This is a genomic window from Sphingobium sp. B7D2B (assembly GCF_025961895.1).
Lineage (GTDB): Bacteria > Pseudomonadota > Alphaproteobacteria > Sphingomonadales > Sphingomonadaceae > Sphingobium.
Window position 1 is genome coordinate 1,886,544 of the sequence record NZ_JAOQOM010000001.1, and the last position, 16,077, is coordinate 1,902,620.

General features: G+C 65.0%; 14 protein-coding genes. 8 read left to right on the forward strand and 6 right to left on the reverse strand.

The features are described from left to right. Positions 1-131 precede the first annotated feature (131 nt). Positions 132-3,668 (forward strand): DNA polymerase III subunit alpha, encoded by a 3,537-nt coding sequence (gene dnaE / locus M2341_RS08595; protein ID WP_264584940.1) that lies wholly within the window; start codon positions 132-134, stop codon positions 3,666-3,668. A gap of 194 nt (positions 3,669-3,862) precedes the next feature. Beyond that, positions 3,863-4,465 (forward strand): PEPxxWA-CTERM sorting domain-containing protein, encoded by a 603-nt coding sequence (locus M2341_RS08600; protein WP_264584941.1) that lies wholly within the window; start codon positions 3,863-3,865, stop codon positions 4,463-4,465. 26 nt (positions 4,466-4,491) lie between these two features. Here M2341_RS08600 and M2341_RS08605 read toward each other — a convergent pair whose 3' ends face one another. After that, positions 4,492-5,571 (reverse strand): PA0069 family radical SAM protein, encoded by a 1,080-nt coding sequence (locus M2341_RS08605; protein WP_264584942.1) that lies wholly within the window; start codon positions 5,569-5,571, stop codon positions 4,492-4,494. Positions 5,572-5,678: 107 nt separating this feature from the next. Here M2341_RS08605 and M2341_RS08610 point away from each other — a divergent pair, with 107 nt between their 5' ends. Together M2341_RS08610 and rmuC are read left to right on the forward strand one after the other, a co-directional pair. Continuing rightward, positions 5,679-6,191, forward strand: a complete 513-nt coding sequence (locus tag M2341_RS08610; RefSeq protein ID WP_264584943.1) for a YbjN domain-containing protein — start codon at positions 5,679-5,681, stop codon at positions 6,189-6,191. Between the two features lie 66 nt (positions 6,192-6,257). Beyond that, positions 6,258-7,706: a DNA recombination protein RmuC gene (gene rmuC, locus M2341_RS08615; protein WP_264584944.1), complete on the forward strand. Its 1,449-nt coding sequence runs from the start codon at positions 6,258-6,260 to the stop codon at positions 7,704-7,706. Here the strand turns inward: rmuC and M2341_RS08620 are convergent. Continuing rightward, positions 7,703-8,395, reverse strand: coding sequence for an HAD family hydrolase (locus M2341_RS08620; protein WP_264584945.1), 693 nt, complete (start codon positions 8,393-8,395; stop codon positions 7,703-7,705). The two genes, rmuC and M2341_RS08620, sit on opposite strands and share 4 nt — an antisense overlap. A gap of 112 nt (positions 8,396-8,507) precedes the next feature. On the opposite strand from M2341_RS08620, the gene M2341_RS08625 reads away from it, so the two are divergent. Together M2341_RS08625 and M2341_RS08630 are read left to right on the forward strand one after the other, a co-directional pair. Further along, positions 8,508-9,800: an amidohydrolase gene (locus M2341_RS08625; protein WP_264584946.1), complete on the forward strand. Its 1,293-nt coding sequence runs from the start codon at positions 8,508-8,510 to the stop codon at positions 9,798-9,800. A gap of 93 nt (positions 9,801-9,893) precedes the next feature. Further along, positions 9,894-10,427 (forward strand): TPM domain-containing protein, encoded by a 534-nt coding sequence (locus tag M2341_RS08630; protein ID WP_264584947.1) that lies wholly within the window; start codon positions 9,894-9,896, stop codon positions 10,425-10,427. Positions 10,428-10,468: 41 nt separating this feature from the next. Here the strand turns inward: M2341_RS08630 and M2341_RS08635 are convergent, their stop codons facing one another. Further along, positions 10,469-10,849: a hypothetical protein gene (locus M2341_RS08635; protein WP_264584948.1), complete on the reverse strand. Its 381-nt coding sequence runs from the start codon at positions 10,847-10,849 to the stop codon at positions 10,469-10,471. A 243-nt stretch (positions 10,850-11,092) separates the two neighbouring features. Here M2341_RS08635 and prsK point away from each other — a divergent pair, with 243 nt between their 5' ends. Both prsK and prsR read left to right on the forward strand, forming a co-directional pair. Continuing rightward, on the forward strand, positions 11,093-13,180 hold the full coding sequence (gene prsK / locus M2341_RS08640) for an XrtA/PEP-CTERM system histidine kinase PrsK (protein WP_264584949.1): 2,088 nt from the start codon (positions 11,093-11,095) through the stop codon (positions 13,178-13,180). Next, on the forward strand, positions 13,180-14,544 hold the full coding sequence (gene prsR, locus M2341_RS08645) for a PEP-CTERM-box response regulator transcription factor (protein ID WP_264584950.1): 1,365 nt from the start codon (positions 13,180-13,182) through the stop codon (positions 14,542-14,544). The genes prsK and prsR overlap by 1 nt, the downstream gene beginning before the upstream one ends. 58 nt (positions 14,545-14,602) lie before the next feature. On the opposite strand, the gene M2341_RS08650 is transcribed toward prsR, so the two are convergent. From M2341_RS08650 to M2341_RS08660, 3 genes are all read right to left on the reverse strand, one after another. After that, positions 14,603-14,968 (reverse strand): glycine zipper 2TM domain-containing protein, encoded by a 366-nt coding sequence (locus M2341_RS08650; RefSeq protein ID WP_264584951.1) that lies wholly within the window; start codon positions 14,966-14,968, stop codon positions 14,603-14,605. Between the two features lie 110 nt (positions 14,969-15,078). Then, positions 15,079-15,435: a GntR family transcriptional regulator gene (locus M2341_RS08655; protein ID WP_264584952.1), complete on the reverse strand. Its 357-nt coding sequence runs from the start codon at positions 15,433-15,435 to the stop codon at positions 15,079-15,081. A 58-nt stretch (positions 15,436-15,493) separates the two neighbouring features. Continuing rightward, positions 15,494-16,072, reverse strand: coding sequence for a nitroreductase (locus M2341_RS08660; protein ID WP_264584953.1), 579 nt, complete (start codon positions 16,070-16,072; stop codon positions 15,494-15,496). Between the last annotated feature and the right edge of the window lie 5 nt (positions 16,073-16,077).

Here is a 16,077-nt window from a genome sequence, read left to right on the forward strand (position 1 = left end):
TCCTTGCAAGATCGGGCGTTCAGGGGGATTGCGGGGATGACCCAGTGCCGGCGGTCTCAGTGGTGCAAAGCCTGTGGGTAACTTGCGCGCGGCCCTTTCCAGATGGGCGCCAAGGCCCCATAACAGCGGTCATGCCGCACCAGCCCTATGTTCCGCTCCGTAACCTGTCGGCCTACACCCTGCTTGAGGGCGCGATTGCGCCCAAGCAGCTTGCCGCGCGGGCCAAGGAGCTGGGCTTCCCGGCCGCGGCGCTGACCGATCGGAACGGCCTTTATGCGGCCATGGCCTTCTCCGACGCGGCCGCCAAGGCCGGCGTGCAGCCGATCATCGGCACGACGCTCGCGGTGGCGCGCCCCGGCCGGCCGGACAATGCGCCGGTGCAGATCGATTGGCTGGTCCTGCTGGCGCAGGATGATGTCGGCTATGGCAATCTCTGCGCGCTGGCGAGCCGCGCCCATGTCGAGCGGCCGGAAATGGAAGAGGCGCATGTCTCCTTCGAGGCGCTGGAGCGCCATGCCGATGGGCTCATCTGCCTGACGGCGAGCGGCGAAGGCGCACTCGCCCGGTTGCTGGCGGAAGGCCTGCCGGAGGAAGCCGGTCGCTATTTGGGCCGGCTCTCCGCCCTCTTCGGCGATCGCCTCTATATCGAGCTGTCCCGCACCGACGATGCGATCATGGCGGCGGCGGAAGACGCGCTGATCGACCTCGCTTATGCGCGCAATCTGCCGCTCGTGGCCACCAATCCCGCCTGTTATGCCGATGCCGGCTTCCATCCGGCCCATGACGTGCTGCTCTGCATCGCCAACAGCAGCTATGTGGAGAGCGACGACCGCCCGAAAAGCTCGCCGCAAAGCTGGATGAAGCCGGCCGATGCGATGCAGCAATTGTTCGCTGATCTGCCGGAGGCCATCGCCAACACCCTCGTCGTGGCGCAGCGCTGTGCGGTGATGGCGCCCAAGCGCAAGCCGATCCTGCCCAGCCTCGCCGGCGACCGCGACGGTGAGGAGGCGCAACTGCGCGTCGATGCGACGGCGGGTTTGGTCGGGCGCCTGCGCAAGATCCATCAGCACACGCATGGCGAAGGCGCGGCCGAGCTTGATGAAGCCGCGCTGCGGGCGCGCTATCCGGATTACTTCACCCGGCTCGATTTCGAGCTGGATATCATCATCCAGATGGGCTTCCCCGGCTACTTCCTGATCGTGGCCGACTTTATCAAATGGGCAAAGGCGCAGGATATTCCGGTGGGCCCGGGCCGTGGATCGGGCGCTGGCTCGGTCGTCGCCTGGGCGCTGACGATCACCGATCTCGATCCGCTGGCGCTGGGCCTGCTGTTCGAGCGCTTCCTCAATCCCGAGCGCGTCTCGATGCCGGACTTCGACATCGATTTCTGCGAAACCCGGCGCGGCGAAGTCATCCGTTATGTGCAGGGCAAATATGGCCATGATCAGGTCGCGCAGATCATCACCTTCGGTACGTTGAAGGCGCGCGCGGCGCTCAAGGATACCGGCCGCGTGCTGCAGATGGGCTATAATCAGGTCGACCGGCTGGCCAAGCTGGTCCCCAATCACCCGACCGACCCGTGGACGCTGGAGCGGACGATGAATGGCTCCGCCGAGTTCGTGGCCGAATATAAGGCCGACGGGCAGATCAAGCGGCTGGTCGATCAGGCGATGATGCTGGAGGGCCTGCCGCGCAACAGCTCCACCCACGCCGCCGGCGTGGTGATCGGCGACCGTCCGTTGTCGGAGCTGATCCCGCTCTATCGCGATCCCAAATCCGACATGCCGGTGACCCAGTTCGACATGAAATATGTCGAGAGCGCCGGACTGGTGAAGTTCGACTTTCTGGGCCTCAAGACCCTCTCGGTGCTGCAACGCGCGGTCAAGCTGCTCGCCAAGCGCGGTGTCAGCGTCGATTTGGAAGGGCTGAGCTGGGACGACGCGAAGGTCTACGATCTGCTCAAGCGCGGCGACACGGTCGGCGTATTCCAGCTGGAATCCGAGGGCATGCGCAAGACGCTCGCCGCGGTGAAGCCGACCAATTTCGGCGACATCATCGCGCTGGTCTCGCTCTACCGGCCAGGCCCGATGGACAATATCCCGCTCTTCGGCCGCCGCAAGAATGGCGAGGAGGCGATTGAATATCCGCACGATCTGCTCGAGCCGATCCTGAACGAGACCTACGGCATCTTCGTCTATCAGGAACAGGTGATGCAAGCCGCGCAGATCCTCGCCGGCTACTCGCTCGGCGGCGCCGACCTGCTGCGCCGCGCCATGGGCAAGAAGGTGAAGGCGGAGATGGACGCCCAGCGCGCGACCTTCGTCGAAGGCTGCAAGGCGCATAACCAGATCGACAAGAAGAAGGCCAATGAGCTGTTCGACTTGATCGACAAGTTTGCCGGCTATGGCTTCAACAAGAGCCACGCGGCCGCTTACGCGCTGCTCGCCTATCAGACCGCGTGGCTCAAGGCGCATTATCCGGCCGAATTCTACGCCGCCTCCATGGCGTTCGATATCCACCAGACGGACAAGCTGACCGTCTTCGTGGATGATATGCGCCGCATGGGGCTGACCTGCCTGCCGCCCGACATCAACGTGAGCGAAGCCGATTTCTCGGTGGAGCCGGACCCGGAGGATGCCAGCCGCCATGCCGTCCGTTATGCGCTCGGTGGCCTCAAGGGTGTGGGCGAGAAGGCGATGGAAACGCTGGTCGAGGAGCGGGTCCGAGGCGGCGCGTTTCGCGATCTCGATGATCTGGCCGGGCGGATCGAACCGCGCCTGCTTAATCGCCGGCAGCTTGAGAGTCTGGCGGCGGCCGGCGCCTTCGACAGCCTGGGGCTGGACCGCGCGGTGGTCCATGCCGCTGCCGAGGCGTTCCTGGCGGTTGCCGCCAAAGCCGCCGAGCAGCGCGAGAGCGGGCAGGGCGGCTTGTTCGGTGGGGAGGACGTTTCCCATGCGGATGTGCCGCTGCCGGATGTGAAATGGGCCGCCGTCGAGCGCATGGCGCAGGAGAAGGAGGCGTTCGGCTTCTATTTCTCGGCGCACCCCGTGGACCGCTACCGCATCCTCGCGCGCGGCAAGGGCGTGCGCAGCTATGCGGAACTGTGCGGCCAGTCAGATGGCATTGGCGGGGGCGACCGCACGGGCGCGATGATGGCCGGGCTGATCGAGGATATACGCTGGCGCGAGACCAAGCGCGGCGCCCGCTATGCTTCGGCGACCTTCTCGGATTCGAGCGGGCAGTTCCAGGCCAGTTGCTTCGATGAGGAAAGCTGCAAGCTGCTCGCAACCCTGCACGAGAGCAACGAGTGCGCCCTGCTGACCGTGGAGCTGGATCGCCAGCCCGGTGAGGAGACCCCGCGCGTCACCGTGCGCAACGTCCAGTCCTTCGCGCGCCTCGTGGGCACGGCGCGAATGCGGATGGTCATTTCCGTCGAGGAGCCCGGCGCTATTCCTTCGCTCCGGCAGATGCTGGGCGAACGGCGCGGCGCGCGCTCGACGGTGGAGCTGGACGCGGCGCTGCCCGATGGCGGGCGGGCGCGGGTCATCCTCGGCGAGGATTTCCAGCTCGATGCCGAGCTTGGCGAGCGCGCCGAAACGGTGCGGGGCGTGACCAGGGTGGTGCTGGCCCAGCACGGGCCGCAGCTGGCGCTGGTCGCCTCCCGCTAAACCGTGCCTGACGCGCGATGTGCTGCACTGCACCGCGCCGGAGCCCGAGCCGAGGCGGCTTTCCTCGCCTCGTGAGCACAATTGAACGCAGCGCTATTGTGCGTTTGCGAAATGTTAACCATCGCAGCGGCGGGGGTGCCATCCCGTTCCATCGGGTGGCGCCGGGGGTGACTCTTAGGACTTGGGAGTTACCGATGAAAACTATGTACAAACTGCCGCTTGTCACAGCGGCGCTCATGGCCGGAGCCGCCTTGGCGGCACCATCACAGGCCGCAATCATCAGCTTCGATGGTCTCTCCGGATCTGGTGATCCGTTCACCAGCTACACGCAGGATGGGTTTACCTTCGCGAATGTACTGGGGTCTTCGGTCGTCGATACCGGCTCGGGCAATAGCGCGCCCAGCGTCGGTTTTGGCGGCGGGACGGCGCTCAGCCTGTTCGATCTGACAGCGGGCGGCGCAAGCTTCACGCTCGATAGCTTCGATCTGGCGACCGTGGACAGCAACCTGCTCTACAGCGTGACCGGCTTTGCGGGTCAGGTGCCAGTGTTCAGCCTGCTCTCGACCTTCTCCGGGGATTTCTCCACCATCGCCGGCGCCAGCAATCTGGTCGATCGGGTCGTCTTCGGCTTCGTCGTCGGTGGCGCCTCGGCGAACATCGACAATATTGCCGTGACCGGAAGCAACGCTCCGCCGGTGCCTGAGCCGGCTGTCTGGGCCATGCTGGTCATCGGCTTCGGCGCGGTTGGCTACACGTTGAGGGGTCGCAAGGCGACGATGCGCGTGTCCTTCAACTGATCTGACATAGCCGAAGGGCGGTCTGTTCATCGCAGCATGCTGAACAGATCGCCCTGATCGAACGGCGGCACGAACAGGTCATGCCCCAGCGCAAGGCGACCCTTGCCAAGGCCATGGCGTGCCTGAGCGACGCGGAAGCGGGTGGCGATCAGCTCCGCATAAGCCCCGGACCCGCGCATGCGCGTGCCGAAATTGGGATCATTGTCGCGCCCGCCCCGCATCGACTGAATGAGGCTCATCACCTTGGCGGCCCGGTCCGGATAATGCTCATCGAGCCACTCCCGGAACAGCGGCGCGACCTCGAAGGGCAGTCGCACCGGAATGAACGAGACCGATTGAGCGCCCGCCTCTGCGGCCGCCGCGACAAGTGCTTCGATCTCATGATCGTTGATCGCCGGGATCATCGGCGACAGGCTGGCATGGGCCGGCACCCCCGCTTGTGAGAGCCCGCGGATCGCCGCGAGCCGGCTGGCAGGCGAGGGCGCGCGCGGCTCCAGCTTGCGGTGCAGCCCGGCATCCAGCGTGGTGAGCGAAATCGCCACCGCGACCAGCCCCTGCGCTGCCATCGGCCCCAGCAGATCGAGATCCCGCAGCACCCGGTTGGATTTGGTGGTGATCATCAGCGGATGGCGGCAGTCGGCCAGCACCTCGATGCACGCCCGCGTGATGCGATACCGCCCCTCGATGGGCTGATAGGGGTCGGTGTTCGTCCCCATCGCGATGGTCTTCACCACATAAGCACGCTTGGCGAGTTCCCGCCGCAGCAGTTCGGCCGCATCCGGCTTGGCGAACAACCGGCTCTCAAAGTCCAGCCCCGGCGAGAGATCGAACCGGGCATGGCTCGGCCGCGCGAAGCAATAGATGCACCCATGTTCGCAGCCTCGATAGGCATTCACCGATTGCTCAAAGCCAATGTCGGGGGAATTGTTGCGGGTGATGATCGTGCGCGCCTGCTCCAGCGTCACGGTGGTGCGCAGGGGTGGCGGCTGGTCCTCACCGTCCGCCAGTCGCGCATCCAGCCAGTCGCCATCCACCTCGCGCGCGGGCAGGTGAAAACGCCTCGATACCTCATTAGCCGGGGCGCCGCGCCCCTTGATCGCACTCATGTGTCAATAGAACATATGAAGAACATAACCGCAATAGGCTTTGCGGTGTGGCGATGTCCGCTTCATCGCGATAAGGCCGTGGCGGCAACGAGCAAATGGGGAAAACGATGAAGACGACCGCTTGGATTTCGGCTGCAGCATGTGCGCTTGTGATGATGACAGCGCCCGCTCATGCGGCCGATGAGGAACCGTGCGGCAAGGGGCTCGTCTGCGCGAATGCGCCGGAGACGGTGGTGAAGGCGATTCAGGAGGCCGGCTACAAGGCCAGCCTGAGCAAGAGCGAGTCGAGCGGCAACCCGATGATCACCAGCGCGGCGAGCGGCTACAACTTCAACATCTATTTCTACGAATGCGAGGACGGAAAGAACTGCGCCTCGCTACATTTCTCGACCAGCTTCGTGGATGACGGCAAGAACACGCCAGAGCTCGCCAATTTGTGGAACCGCAAGAACCGGTTCAGCCAGATGGCGGTGGACGAGGATGGCTCGCTCGACCTGACCTATGACGTGACAACCTATGGCGGCCTGACCCAGCGCAATTTCGCCGATGTCGTCGATTGGTGGCAGACGATGCTCGGCGCCCTCAACAGCTTCTTCCGCGAGCAGGGCCATATCGAGTGACGGGCTTGCGCTTGTGGGGCAGGGGCGATAAGTTCTCATTTCGTTCCTGTTTTGCCGCGAGTTGCCGTGACCGTCGAAAGCCTCGTTCTTAGTCTGCTTCTTCTGCTGGTCGGGCTTGCCGCTGGCTGGCTGATGCGCGCCCGTATGGCTGCGCCGGTTGAGGCTGAGCGCAAGGCTCTCGCCGACCGACTCGCCACCCTTGAGGATATGCGCAACGCCGCGCTGCGCGACCTCGCGGTGGCGGCGAGCCAGGCGGAAGAAACGGACCTCTTGCGCGCGAAATTGGATGAGACCGATCGCGCGCGGGACGAGGCCGAACGGATGCTCGCGGCTGTGCAGGCCGATCAGAAGGCGCGGATGGAGGGCTTCGAGGCCCAGATTCGCGCGCTGGGTGAGGCGCGCGAGCAATTGTCTGCGCAGTTCAGTGAAACTGCCGGCAAGTTGCTGAACGAGGCGCAGCGCATGCTCATCGAGCGCGCCGACCAGCGCTTCCATCAGGCTCATGAGAAGAGCGAGGCGAGCCTCAAGGCGCTGCTGCAGCCGGTCGAGACGACGCTGAAGCGCTATGAGGAAGGCCTAGGCAAGGTCGAAAAGGAGCGGGTGGATAGCTACGCCGCGCTGCGCGAGGCCGTCGAGCAGGTGCGGTTGGGCAGTGCAGAGGCGCGGGTGGAGACGGCCCGGCTGGTGAACGCGCTGCGTTCTAGCCCCAAGGCGCGCGGGCGCTGGGGCGAGCAGCAATTGCGCAACGTGCTGGAAATGGCGGGGCTCAGCCAGTTCGCCGATTTCCGCTCGGAAGTTTCCGTGGATACTGCCGATGGCCGGCTGCGCCCGGACGTGATCGTGCGTCTGCCCGGGGGGCGGCAACTCATCATCGACGCCAAATGCTCGCTCAACGCCTATCTGGAAGCGGTCGACGCTGTGGACGAGGTGGTGCGGGCCGGGCATCTCAAGGCCCATGCCGGCGCGATCCGCAACCACGCGCAGCAGCTTGGCGCCAAGGATTACTGGACGCGCTTCGGTGATGCGGCGGACTATGTCGTGATGTTCATCCCCGGCGAGCATTTCCTCGCCGCGGCGCTGGAGCAGGATGACGGCCTGTGGGAATGGGCCTTCGAGAAGCGCGTGCTGCTGGCCACGCCGACCAATCTGGTCGCCATCGCCCGGACCGTTGCGAGTGTCTGGCGGCAGGAGAAAATGGCCGAACAGACCCAGCAGATCGCGGCGCTCGGCAAAGAAATGTACGAGCGGCTGGCGGTGGCCGCCGGACATCTTTCTTCGCTTGGCCGCAGCCTCAATGGCTCGGTCTCCAGCTACAACAAATTCGTCTCCAGCTTCGAGAACCGCGTGCTGGTCACCGGCCGTCGCTTCAAGGATCTGAGCGTCGAAACCGGATCGCGGGAGATCGACGCGATCGAACCGGTCGAGGCGCTTGGGCGGTTACCGGCACCGGGCGAGAGCGCCGCTCAAGAGGCCGATGCCATGGCCGACGAGCGAGTCACAGGGCGCGCGGACTAGCGTCGTTCGACCAGGTGGCCCTCCGAAAGCGACGCCAGCACGATGTCGCGCGCGGCATGCAGATCCTCGACGATGTGGGCGCATAGGCCCTGCATTTCTGATGTGGGCGCCATCAGATCCGGCACCATCACCGTCATCATGCCTGCCGCGGCTGCCGAGCGCACGCCATTGTGTGAATCCTCAAGGGCAAGGCAATCGGCCGGCGAGACGCGTAGCCGCTCTGCGGCGAGGAGATAGGGATCGGGCGCCGGTTTTCCCGCCTGATAATCGCCAAACGCCACGACATGCATGAACCGACCCGCCAATCCATGATGTGCCAGATGATGCCGGACCTGCTCATGGCCGGAGGATGTCGCGATCGCGCGGGGCAACCCCGCCGCATCGAGCACATCGAGCAGCGCTTCCACACCGGGCTTGAGCGGCAAATCCCGCGCCACGAACTGGTCGAAATGGGCTCGCACGCGATGCCGAAAATCATCGGCCGGAAAATCGCCGCCGAAATGGTCGAGCAAGTGCTGTCGCGCGGTCGGCCATGGGCACCCCAATGTGGCATTGAAGAGCGCCTCGGTGATCGCGTGACCGCCCTCATCGCCGGCGGCAAACATCGCCGCGCGATAGAGCGTCTCGGTGTCGAACAGCACGCCGTCCATATCGAACACCACAGCTTTTGGGGGGCGGTCCAGCTTCATGCCCGCCTCATAGGCAGAGAGCAGGCGGGTTGAAAGCGCTTCGGCTCACTGCCCTTCCAAGGCGCGCAAAAGCGCCTATGATCGCGGCCGTCACGGGGCAGAAGGAACAGACATGTCTTTCAACGAAGCGTCGAACGAAGCCACTGCTGCCTCCCACATAGATGCGACCATCGATGCGGCGCTTCCCGAACTGCTGGAGATCTATCGCGACCTGCACGCCAATCCGGAACTGAGCTTCCAAGAAGTGCGCACTGCGGCGACGCTGGCGGCGCGGATGCGAGCGCTTGGCTTTGCCGTTACCGAGCAGGTCGGGCAGACGGGCGTGGTAGCTGTGCTGGAGAACGGTCCCGGCCCGGTGGTGATGATCCGCGCCGACATGGATGCGCTTCCGCTCGAGGAAAAGACCGGTCTGCCCTACGCCTCAAGGGTCCGGGCGACGACGCGCGATGGCATCGAGAGCCCGGTGATGCATGCCTGCGGCCACGATACGCACATGACGGCCTGGACCGGCGCAGCGCAGGCGCTGATGGCGCTGCGGGCGCGATGGTCGGGCACGCTGGTGATGATCCTGCAGCCGGCCGAGGAGATCGGCCTGGGTGCCAAGGCCATGCTGGACGATGGGCTGTTCACGCGCTTCCCCAAGCCAAGCCACGTCCTTGCCTTCCACGACAGCGCCGAGCTTGCGGCCGGCATGATAGGCTACACGCCGGGCTGGATCCTGGCGAATGTGGACAGTGTGGACCTCACCGTGCGGGGCCGAGGCGGCCATGGCGCCTATCCGCACAAGACCATCGACCCGATTGTGATCGCGGCACGCATCGTCACCAGCCTGCAGACGCTGGTCAGCCGCGAGTGCGATCCGCAGGAGGCGGCCGCGGTGACGGTCGGCAGCTTCGTCGCCGGCGCCAAGCACAATGTCATTCCGGACGAGGCAAAGCTGCTGATCACCGTGCGCAGCTATTCCGATGAGACGCGCGCCCGCCTGCTGGGCGGCATCGAGCGGATCGCGCGGGGCGAGGCGATGGCGGCCGGTGTGCCGGAGGACCGGATGCCGATCATGACGGTGGAGCAGGATTATACGCCGGCCACCTACAACACGCCCCAGTTCAGCGATCATGTCGCGGGCGTGCTGCGCGCCCATTTCGGTGCCGATCGGGTGCGGCAGGTGCCCTCGGTGATGGGCGGCGAAGATTTCGGCCAATATCACCGCGCCGATGACAGCATCGAGAGCATGATCTTCTGGGTCGGCGGGGTGGACCCTGACAAGGTGGCCGCTGCGCAGCGCGGCGAGATCAGCCTGCCATCGCTCCACAGCCCGCTCTGGGCGCCTGATCCCCATGCGGTGATCGGGACGGCCGCAAAGGCGCTGATAGTGGCGGCGCTGGATATTTTTGGGAAATCGTAGGCTGACTTTGCGGGGGGGCATAGCTTATGTTTTTCGGTTCGAAATACGTTGGCCCGAAACAGCAAAATGCGGACCTTTAGGTCAGACTTCGAAATGCTGACCAAGAAGCTCATCCTCCCCCTGCTGATCATGTTCACCGCGGCTTGTTCTAACGCGCCGCCAGCCGACCAGTCCACGACCGATGCGCCGTCTCGCGCCGCTCAAACGCAGGTGGAAGTCGCACCTATTGGCCGCGTCAATGACTTCGCCAACATCATTCCGGACAAGCAAGAAGCGGCACTTTCAAAGCGTCTAGCGCGGTTTGAAGAGACCACCCGTCACCAAATGGTTGTGGTGACCGTCAAATCTCTAGGCGGGCGGGATGTTTCAGATTTCACCCGTGACCTTGCCAATGCCTGGGGGATCGGCCGCAAGGATTATAATGACGGCGTGGTTCTTCTTGTCGCGCCTCACGAGCGGCAGCTGCGGATCGAGGTTGGCTATGGGTTGGAACAAGAGTTGCCCAACTCACTTTGCAAAAAGATCATCGCCGAACGGATATTGCCGCGCTTCCGAGCGGGGCAGATGAGCATCGGGATTGACGCCGGTGTGAGCGCCCTGATTGACATTTTGACAACGCCGCGCTGAGCGGCCGGCCTCCCCCTTCGTCCGTCAAGATCACGCGCGCCTCAATAATGCGGTTTGCCGTCGTCGCCGCCAAAACCGGACTGCGGCGAGAAGTTTTCCGCGTGGGCCGGGGGCGGCGGTGCGGGGACATCCTCGGCGACCGGCTCGGGAAGCGAGACGCGGGCGGACTCCACATCAAGCGTCGGGTTGGCATCGAAGAGGGGATCGGTCGATCCGGGCGCCTGTTCTACCACCGGCGGGGGCGGCGCCTCCGCGTCCGGTTCGGATTGAGCCTGCTCCACGGACGGTTCTGGGGCCTGCCCGCCGTTCGCCGCCACCTCTGCCGCCGGGTCCGAAGGGAGGGCATTGCTGATGCCCATCACAAGCATCGGCCCACCGATGATGAAGGCGAGGGCGATCAGCAGATAGATGCGGTTGGGCATGAATGGCTCCGGCTCGTCCGGTCTTCGCGGACGCAGGCACGATAAGCAAACAGGCTTAGCATCCGGTAAAAATCGGCATCGCGCGCCGGCAGTCTGCGGCGTTCAGCATATTTTTGCTATTTCATCGTAAGTCGGCCGGGTGTCGGATCATCTTACACTGACCTGTAAAGCGGGATGGCGGGGCTGCGACGTGGGCGGCGTGATCTTCACGGCCGGGCGGTCGCTTAGCCGGGGGAGATGCGCATGACTGTCTGGCTGATTGCCGGCCATCTGGGTCACGCGCTCGCGGCGATCCTGTTCGCCACGCTCGCAATCTTGATTTCGCGACAACCCCACCGCATCGCCGCGCCGCAGTTCGTCATCGTGGCGCTGGCGCTGACGGCGCTATGGTCGCTGCGTCATGCCTTTGTTGGCTTCAGCCCACTCGGGCAATTGAGCGATGGCGTCACCGAGACCATGCGCAACGCGGCCTGGCTGGCAGCACTGGCCAGCCTCTCGCGGGTCTGGCGACCGGGCGGGCGGACTGGCCCCAAGGTTGTGGTGCTGGCTTTGGCGCTTGTGCTCGCGGTTCAGCTCATTTTCGATCTGCAAATGGGCGAGGGTATTCGGGTCGATCGCCGCATCCTCGTCTATTTCGAGATGACCTGGATGTTGCGCGCTGCCTTCGCTCTGGGCGCGCTGCTGCTGCTCTTCCGCTGGAACACGGGGCGCGGTGACCCGGAATCGGCCCGTCGTGAGGGCTGGCTGGCCGCCGCGCTGGCCTGCATGTGGGCCTATGATTTCAACCATTATCTGCTGGTCTGGTTCGCCGAAGGGAGCATGACCCCGCTCGCGCCGATGCGCGGGTTCGTGATGGCGGTGCTGGCGATCATGCTCGCATTGGGCCTGCGCAGCGACGGCACGCGCGCCTTCGCGCTCTCGCGCACACTGACGACCCGGCTCGTCTCGGCGGGTCTCGCGCTGTTCTATATTTGCGTCATCCTGCTGCTGGTCGGCTTGCTGAGCGGCATGAGCGCTCCCATGGCACGCATCGTCCAGTTCGCGTTGCTTTTCACCCTTGCCGTCGCGGTGCTGGCCTTTCTGCCGTCGGCCTCGATGCGGTCATGGTTGCGGGGCGAAATCTCCAAGCATGTGTTCGCGCATCGATATGACTATCGCAGCCTCTGGCTCCGCTTCTCCGCCACGATGGATGGCGGAAACACGGATGACACCAGCCTCGATTGCCGGATCGCGCGGGCGATTGCCCAGGCGGTCGATGCGCCGGCCGGTGCGCTGTATCTGAGGCAGGACGAGCGTCTGGTCCGCGTCTGTGCCTATGCGTGGCCAGAGGCTAGCCCGGCACCGCTGACCCTGCCCATTGCCGTCGCCGACCGGATGGTCCCGGCCGGAAAGATTCTCGACATCGCACGCGAGGGACATGATCTGGGCGCCCTTCTCCCGGCCTCGATGTTGGAGAGCCGTGTCGCTTGGGCCATCGCGCCGCTCATCTGCCGCGATGAGATCATCGGCGTGATGCTGCTCGCGGCACCGCCACGCTCTCGCGCGCTCGACTGGGAGGATTTCGACGTTCTGCGCGTCGTCTGCGGTGAAGCTGCCGCTCGTGTCGCGGAGGAGCGCCATCGCGAGGCTTTGGCCGAAGCGCAGCGGTTCGAGGAGTTCAACCGCCGCTTCGCCTTCATCCTGCACGATCTCAAGAATCTGGTCAGCCAGATGACGTTGCTGGCCGGCAACGCCCGCCGCCACGCGGACAATCCGGCGTTCCGGGAGGATATGATCCTGACGCTGGAAGAGACCTCGTCGCGGATGAACGACCTCATCCAGCGCCTCGGGCGCGGCGGGCAGGCGCGCCCGTCCGAGCGCGAGGAGCTGCTGCTGGGGCCATGGCTCGGCGATCTCGCCCGCGCCTGGGCCGGCGGCACGCGCAATGTCGTCGTGGAGGGTGCGCTCGACCAGCAGGTGATCGTCGACGCCGATAATCTGCAGCGCGCGCTGACTCATCTGGTGCGCAATGCCATCGAAGCCAGCCCGCACGGAGCCCTGGTGCGGATCGTCGTCGAGCAAGGCGATGCCGGGCTGGATCTTCACGTGATCGATCGGGGCAAGGGGATGAGCGCCGCCTTCATGCGCGACCGTCTGTTCCGCCCCTTCAGCTCCACCAAAGCCAATGGATTTGGCCTTGGCGCACATGAGACACGCGCGCTGGTCGAGGCAATGGGCGGCCGGCTTCTCGTCCAGAGTGTCGAGGGGGAAGGCAGCCAGTTCACGATCCGGCTGCCAGTCGCCAGCCCAAGTGAAAACGCAACAGACATGCCGATGCGGAGTGCGATGTGATGGGGGATAGTCGCCCGAAATTGCTGATCGTCGAAGATGATCCAGGTCTGCAGCGCCAGTTGCGCTGGTCCTATGACGGTTATCACATCCTGATCGCCGGCGATCGGGAGGAGGCGATGGACATCCTGCGCGCAGAAGCGCCGCCGGTGGTCACGCTCGACCTGGGGTTGCCGCCCGACCCGGATGGAATCACCGAGGGCATGGCCGCGCTGGCGCAGATCCTGGCCGAAGCCCCGGCGACCAAGGTGATTGTAGCATCCGGTCAGGGCGACCGCGCCAGTGCCCGGCGTGCAATTGCGCAGGGGGCGTGGGATTTCTACCAGAAGCCGCTCGACATCGACTCGCTAGGGCACATCGTCGCCCGCGCCTTCCACGTCCACACGCTGGAGCAGGAGAACCGGCGGCTTGCCGAGGCGGTCCCCGCCGATGCGCGGGTGCTCGGGCATATGATCACGGCATCGCCGGAAATGCTCAAGGTCGCGCGCATGATCGAACGGGTGGCGAGCGCCAGCGTGTCCGTGATGCTGCTTGGCGCAAGTGGCACTGGCAAGGAGTTGCTCGCGCGCGGCCTGCACGAAAAGAGCGACCGTGCCGCCGGGCCTTTCGTGGCGATCAACTGCGCGGCGATCCCCGAGACGCTGCTGGAGAGCGAGCTGTTCGGGCACGAGAAGGGCGCCTTTACAGGTGCGGTGAAGACCACGTCCGGCAAGATCGAACAGGCACAGGGCGGCACGCTGTTCCTCGATGAAGTGGGGGATATTCCGCTCGCCCTGCAGGTGAAGCTGCTGCGCTTCTTGCAGGAGCGGACCATCGAGCGGATCGGCGGGCGCCAGCAGATCGCCGTGGATTGCCGGATCGTCTGCGCGACCCACCAAAATCTGGAGGAGATGATCGCCCAAAGCCGCTTCCGCGAGGATCTCTATTACCGCCTGGCAGAGATCATCGTGCGCATCCCAGCTCTGGCGGAGCGAACCGGCGATGCCGTGCTGCTGGCGCGCCATTTCGTCGCCCGCTTCGCTCCGGAACTGAATGCACAGGTGCGCGGCTTGGCCAGCGATGCCATTGCCGCCATCGATGCCTGGCATTGGCCGGGCAATGTGCGGGAGCTGGAAAACCGCGTCAAACGCGCGGTCATCCTGGCCGAGGGCAAGATGGTGACCGCAGGCGATCTTGATCTGGATGGAGCAGCTGGCGAGGATGGGCCGGTGGTCAATCTTCGCGCGGTCCGCGAGGCGGCCGATCAGGCGGCGATCCGGCGGGCCATTGCCCGGTCCGAGGGCAATATCTCAGGCGCGGCACGCATGCTGGGGGTGAGCCGGCCGACGCTCTACGATCTCATGAAAAGCTATAATCTCCAGAGTTGAGCGGTCCGTGCCGGAGCGACCTTGTGGCCACTCCGGCACGTCCAAACTCAAGCGGCGATCAGCGGCAGCGCGCGCCGCTGCGCTCGATTTCCCGACCGAGCAAGGCGCCACCAGCCGCACCAAGAACGGTGCCGAGCGTGCGGTCGCCCCGCGTATCGATGGTCCGGCCCAGCAATGCGCCACCGGCTGCGCCGATGATCAGGCCCGTCGTACCGTTCGCGCGCTTGCAATAATAGCGGCCATCGTCGCCGCGCCATGTGCGCGTGTCGCGAGTGATCGGGCGGGGCTCGCGATAATAGCCGCGCTCATCATACATACGGCTAGCGCCATGCCCATGTCGATGCTTGCTCTTATGGGCTTCCGCAGGGGCTGCGCTCATCATCACGCCGACGGCGGCGAGGGTAGCAAGGGCGGTCTTGATCATGTCTTGTCTCCGTTCAACCTGATGCGACAAGTCTGGCGAGGCCAACCGCAACGGCAGATGAACGAGAGATCAGACGCGATAGATCGATGGGTTGGGGCGACGGGCCGTGATCAGCCGGTGGTCACGCGATCTCGTTCGGTCAGCTCTTCCAGCGTGATTCCAATGCGATGCATCTGCTCGGAGACACCTGGCCAGACCGCGCTGAAGAAGCGTTCGCGCTCCATCACCCGCAGGCGACGCGATGCGCCCGGCGCGACGAACATGCCAACACCACGGCGGACCTGCACCAGCCCTTCATCCTGAAAGCTCTGATAGGCTTTGGCGACGGTTAGCGGATTGGCGCCCTGCTGGGCCGCAAAGGCCCGCACGGATGGCAAGACATCGCCATCGGCAAAGCGTCCATCCAGAATGGCGGCGGCGATTTCGTCGCGCAGGCGCAGATAAACGGGCCGGCTCTCATCGATCATGCTGCATCACTGACATAATACAGTGGATCGGTCAAGGCGCCGGCCCGGAAGCGTGCGGTCAGCCGCCCGACCAGATCGACAACACGTCGTCCAGCTCCGGCCGGGGGCGCTCGTCCAGATCCCGCGAGGGCGTGCCGATGAACACGAAGCCGGCGATCCGCTCCTCGCTGGTGCCGAACGCATCGCGCACGGCCTCGTTATAGGACGGCCAGCCGGTCAGCCAACCTCCCGCAAAACCCATGGCATGGGCGGCATGCAGCAGATTCATTGTCGCCGCACCGACGGAGAGCTCCTGTTCCCAAACCGGAATCTTGGAAGGCTTGGGCGAGGACAGGACAACGATCAGCGCCGGCGCCTGATGCGCGAACTGATGCATCGCCTCGATCTCGAGCCGGCCGGCTTCGGGCTTCTCGGCGAGATAGGCACGCTCGAGCAGCGCGGCCAGCGCCGCGCGCTTGTCGTCGGGCACGATCACAAACCGCCAGGGAGCGAGCTTGCCGTGATCGGGGGTCCGCGTCGCGATCCGCACCATCTCGCGTTGCTCATCGAGCGAGGGGCCGGGCGCCGCGAGGTCGCGCGGTTTGCCGGATCGGCGGGATGCGAGATAGGCGGGGAGGGAAGAACGGTCGTTGAACATGCCGT

Coding starts and splice junctions, on each gene's coding strand:
- dnaE (WP_264584940.1), top strand. CDS start 132: ATGCCGCACCAGCCCTATGTTCCGCTCCGTAACCTGTCGGCCTACACC.
- M2341_RS08600 (WP_264584941.1), top strand. CDS start 3,863: ATGAAAACTATGTACAAACTGCCGCTTGTCACAGCGGCGCTCATGGCC.
- M2341_RS08605 (WP_264584942.1), bottom strand. CDS start 5,571: ATGAGTGCGATCAAGGGGCGCGGCGCCCCGGCTAATGAGGTATCGAGG.
- M2341_RS08610 (WP_264584943.1), top strand. CDS start 5,679: ATGAAGACGACCGCTTGGATTTCGGCTGCAGCATGTGCGCTTGTGATG.
- M2341_RS08620 (WP_264584945.1), bottom strand. CDS start 8,395: ATGAAGCTGGACCGCCCCCCAAAAGCTGTGGTGTTCGATATGGACGGC.
- M2341_RS08625 (WP_264584946.1), top strand. CDS start 8,508: ATGTCTTTCAACGAAGCGTCGAACGAAGCCACTGCTGCCTCCCACATA.
- M2341_RS08630 (WP_264584947.1), top strand. CDS start 9,894: ATGCTGACCAAGAAGCTCATCCTCCCCCTGCTGATCATGTTCACCGCG.
- M2341_RS08635 (WP_264584948.1), bottom strand. CDS start 10,849: ATGCCCAACCGCATCTATCTGCTGATCGCCCTCGCCTTCATCATCGGT.
- prsK (WP_264584949.1), top strand. CDS start 11,093: ATGACTGTCTGGCTGATTGCCGGCCATCTGGGTCACGCGCTCGCGGCG.
- prsR (WP_264584950.1), top strand. CDS start 13,180: ATGGGGGATAGTCGCCCGAAATTGCTGATCGTCGAAGATGATCCAGGT.
- M2341_RS08650 (WP_264584951.1), bottom strand. CDS start 14,968: ATGATCAAGACCGCCCTTGCTACCCTCGCCGCCGTCGGCGTGATGATG.
- M2341_RS08655 (WP_264584952.1), bottom strand. CDS start 15,435: ATGATCGATGAGAGCCGGCCCGTTTATCTGCGCCTGCGCGACGAAATC.
- M2341_RS08660 (WP_264584953.1), bottom strand. CDS start 16,072: ATGTTCAACGACCGTTCTTCCCTCCCCGCCTATCTCGCATCCCGCCGA.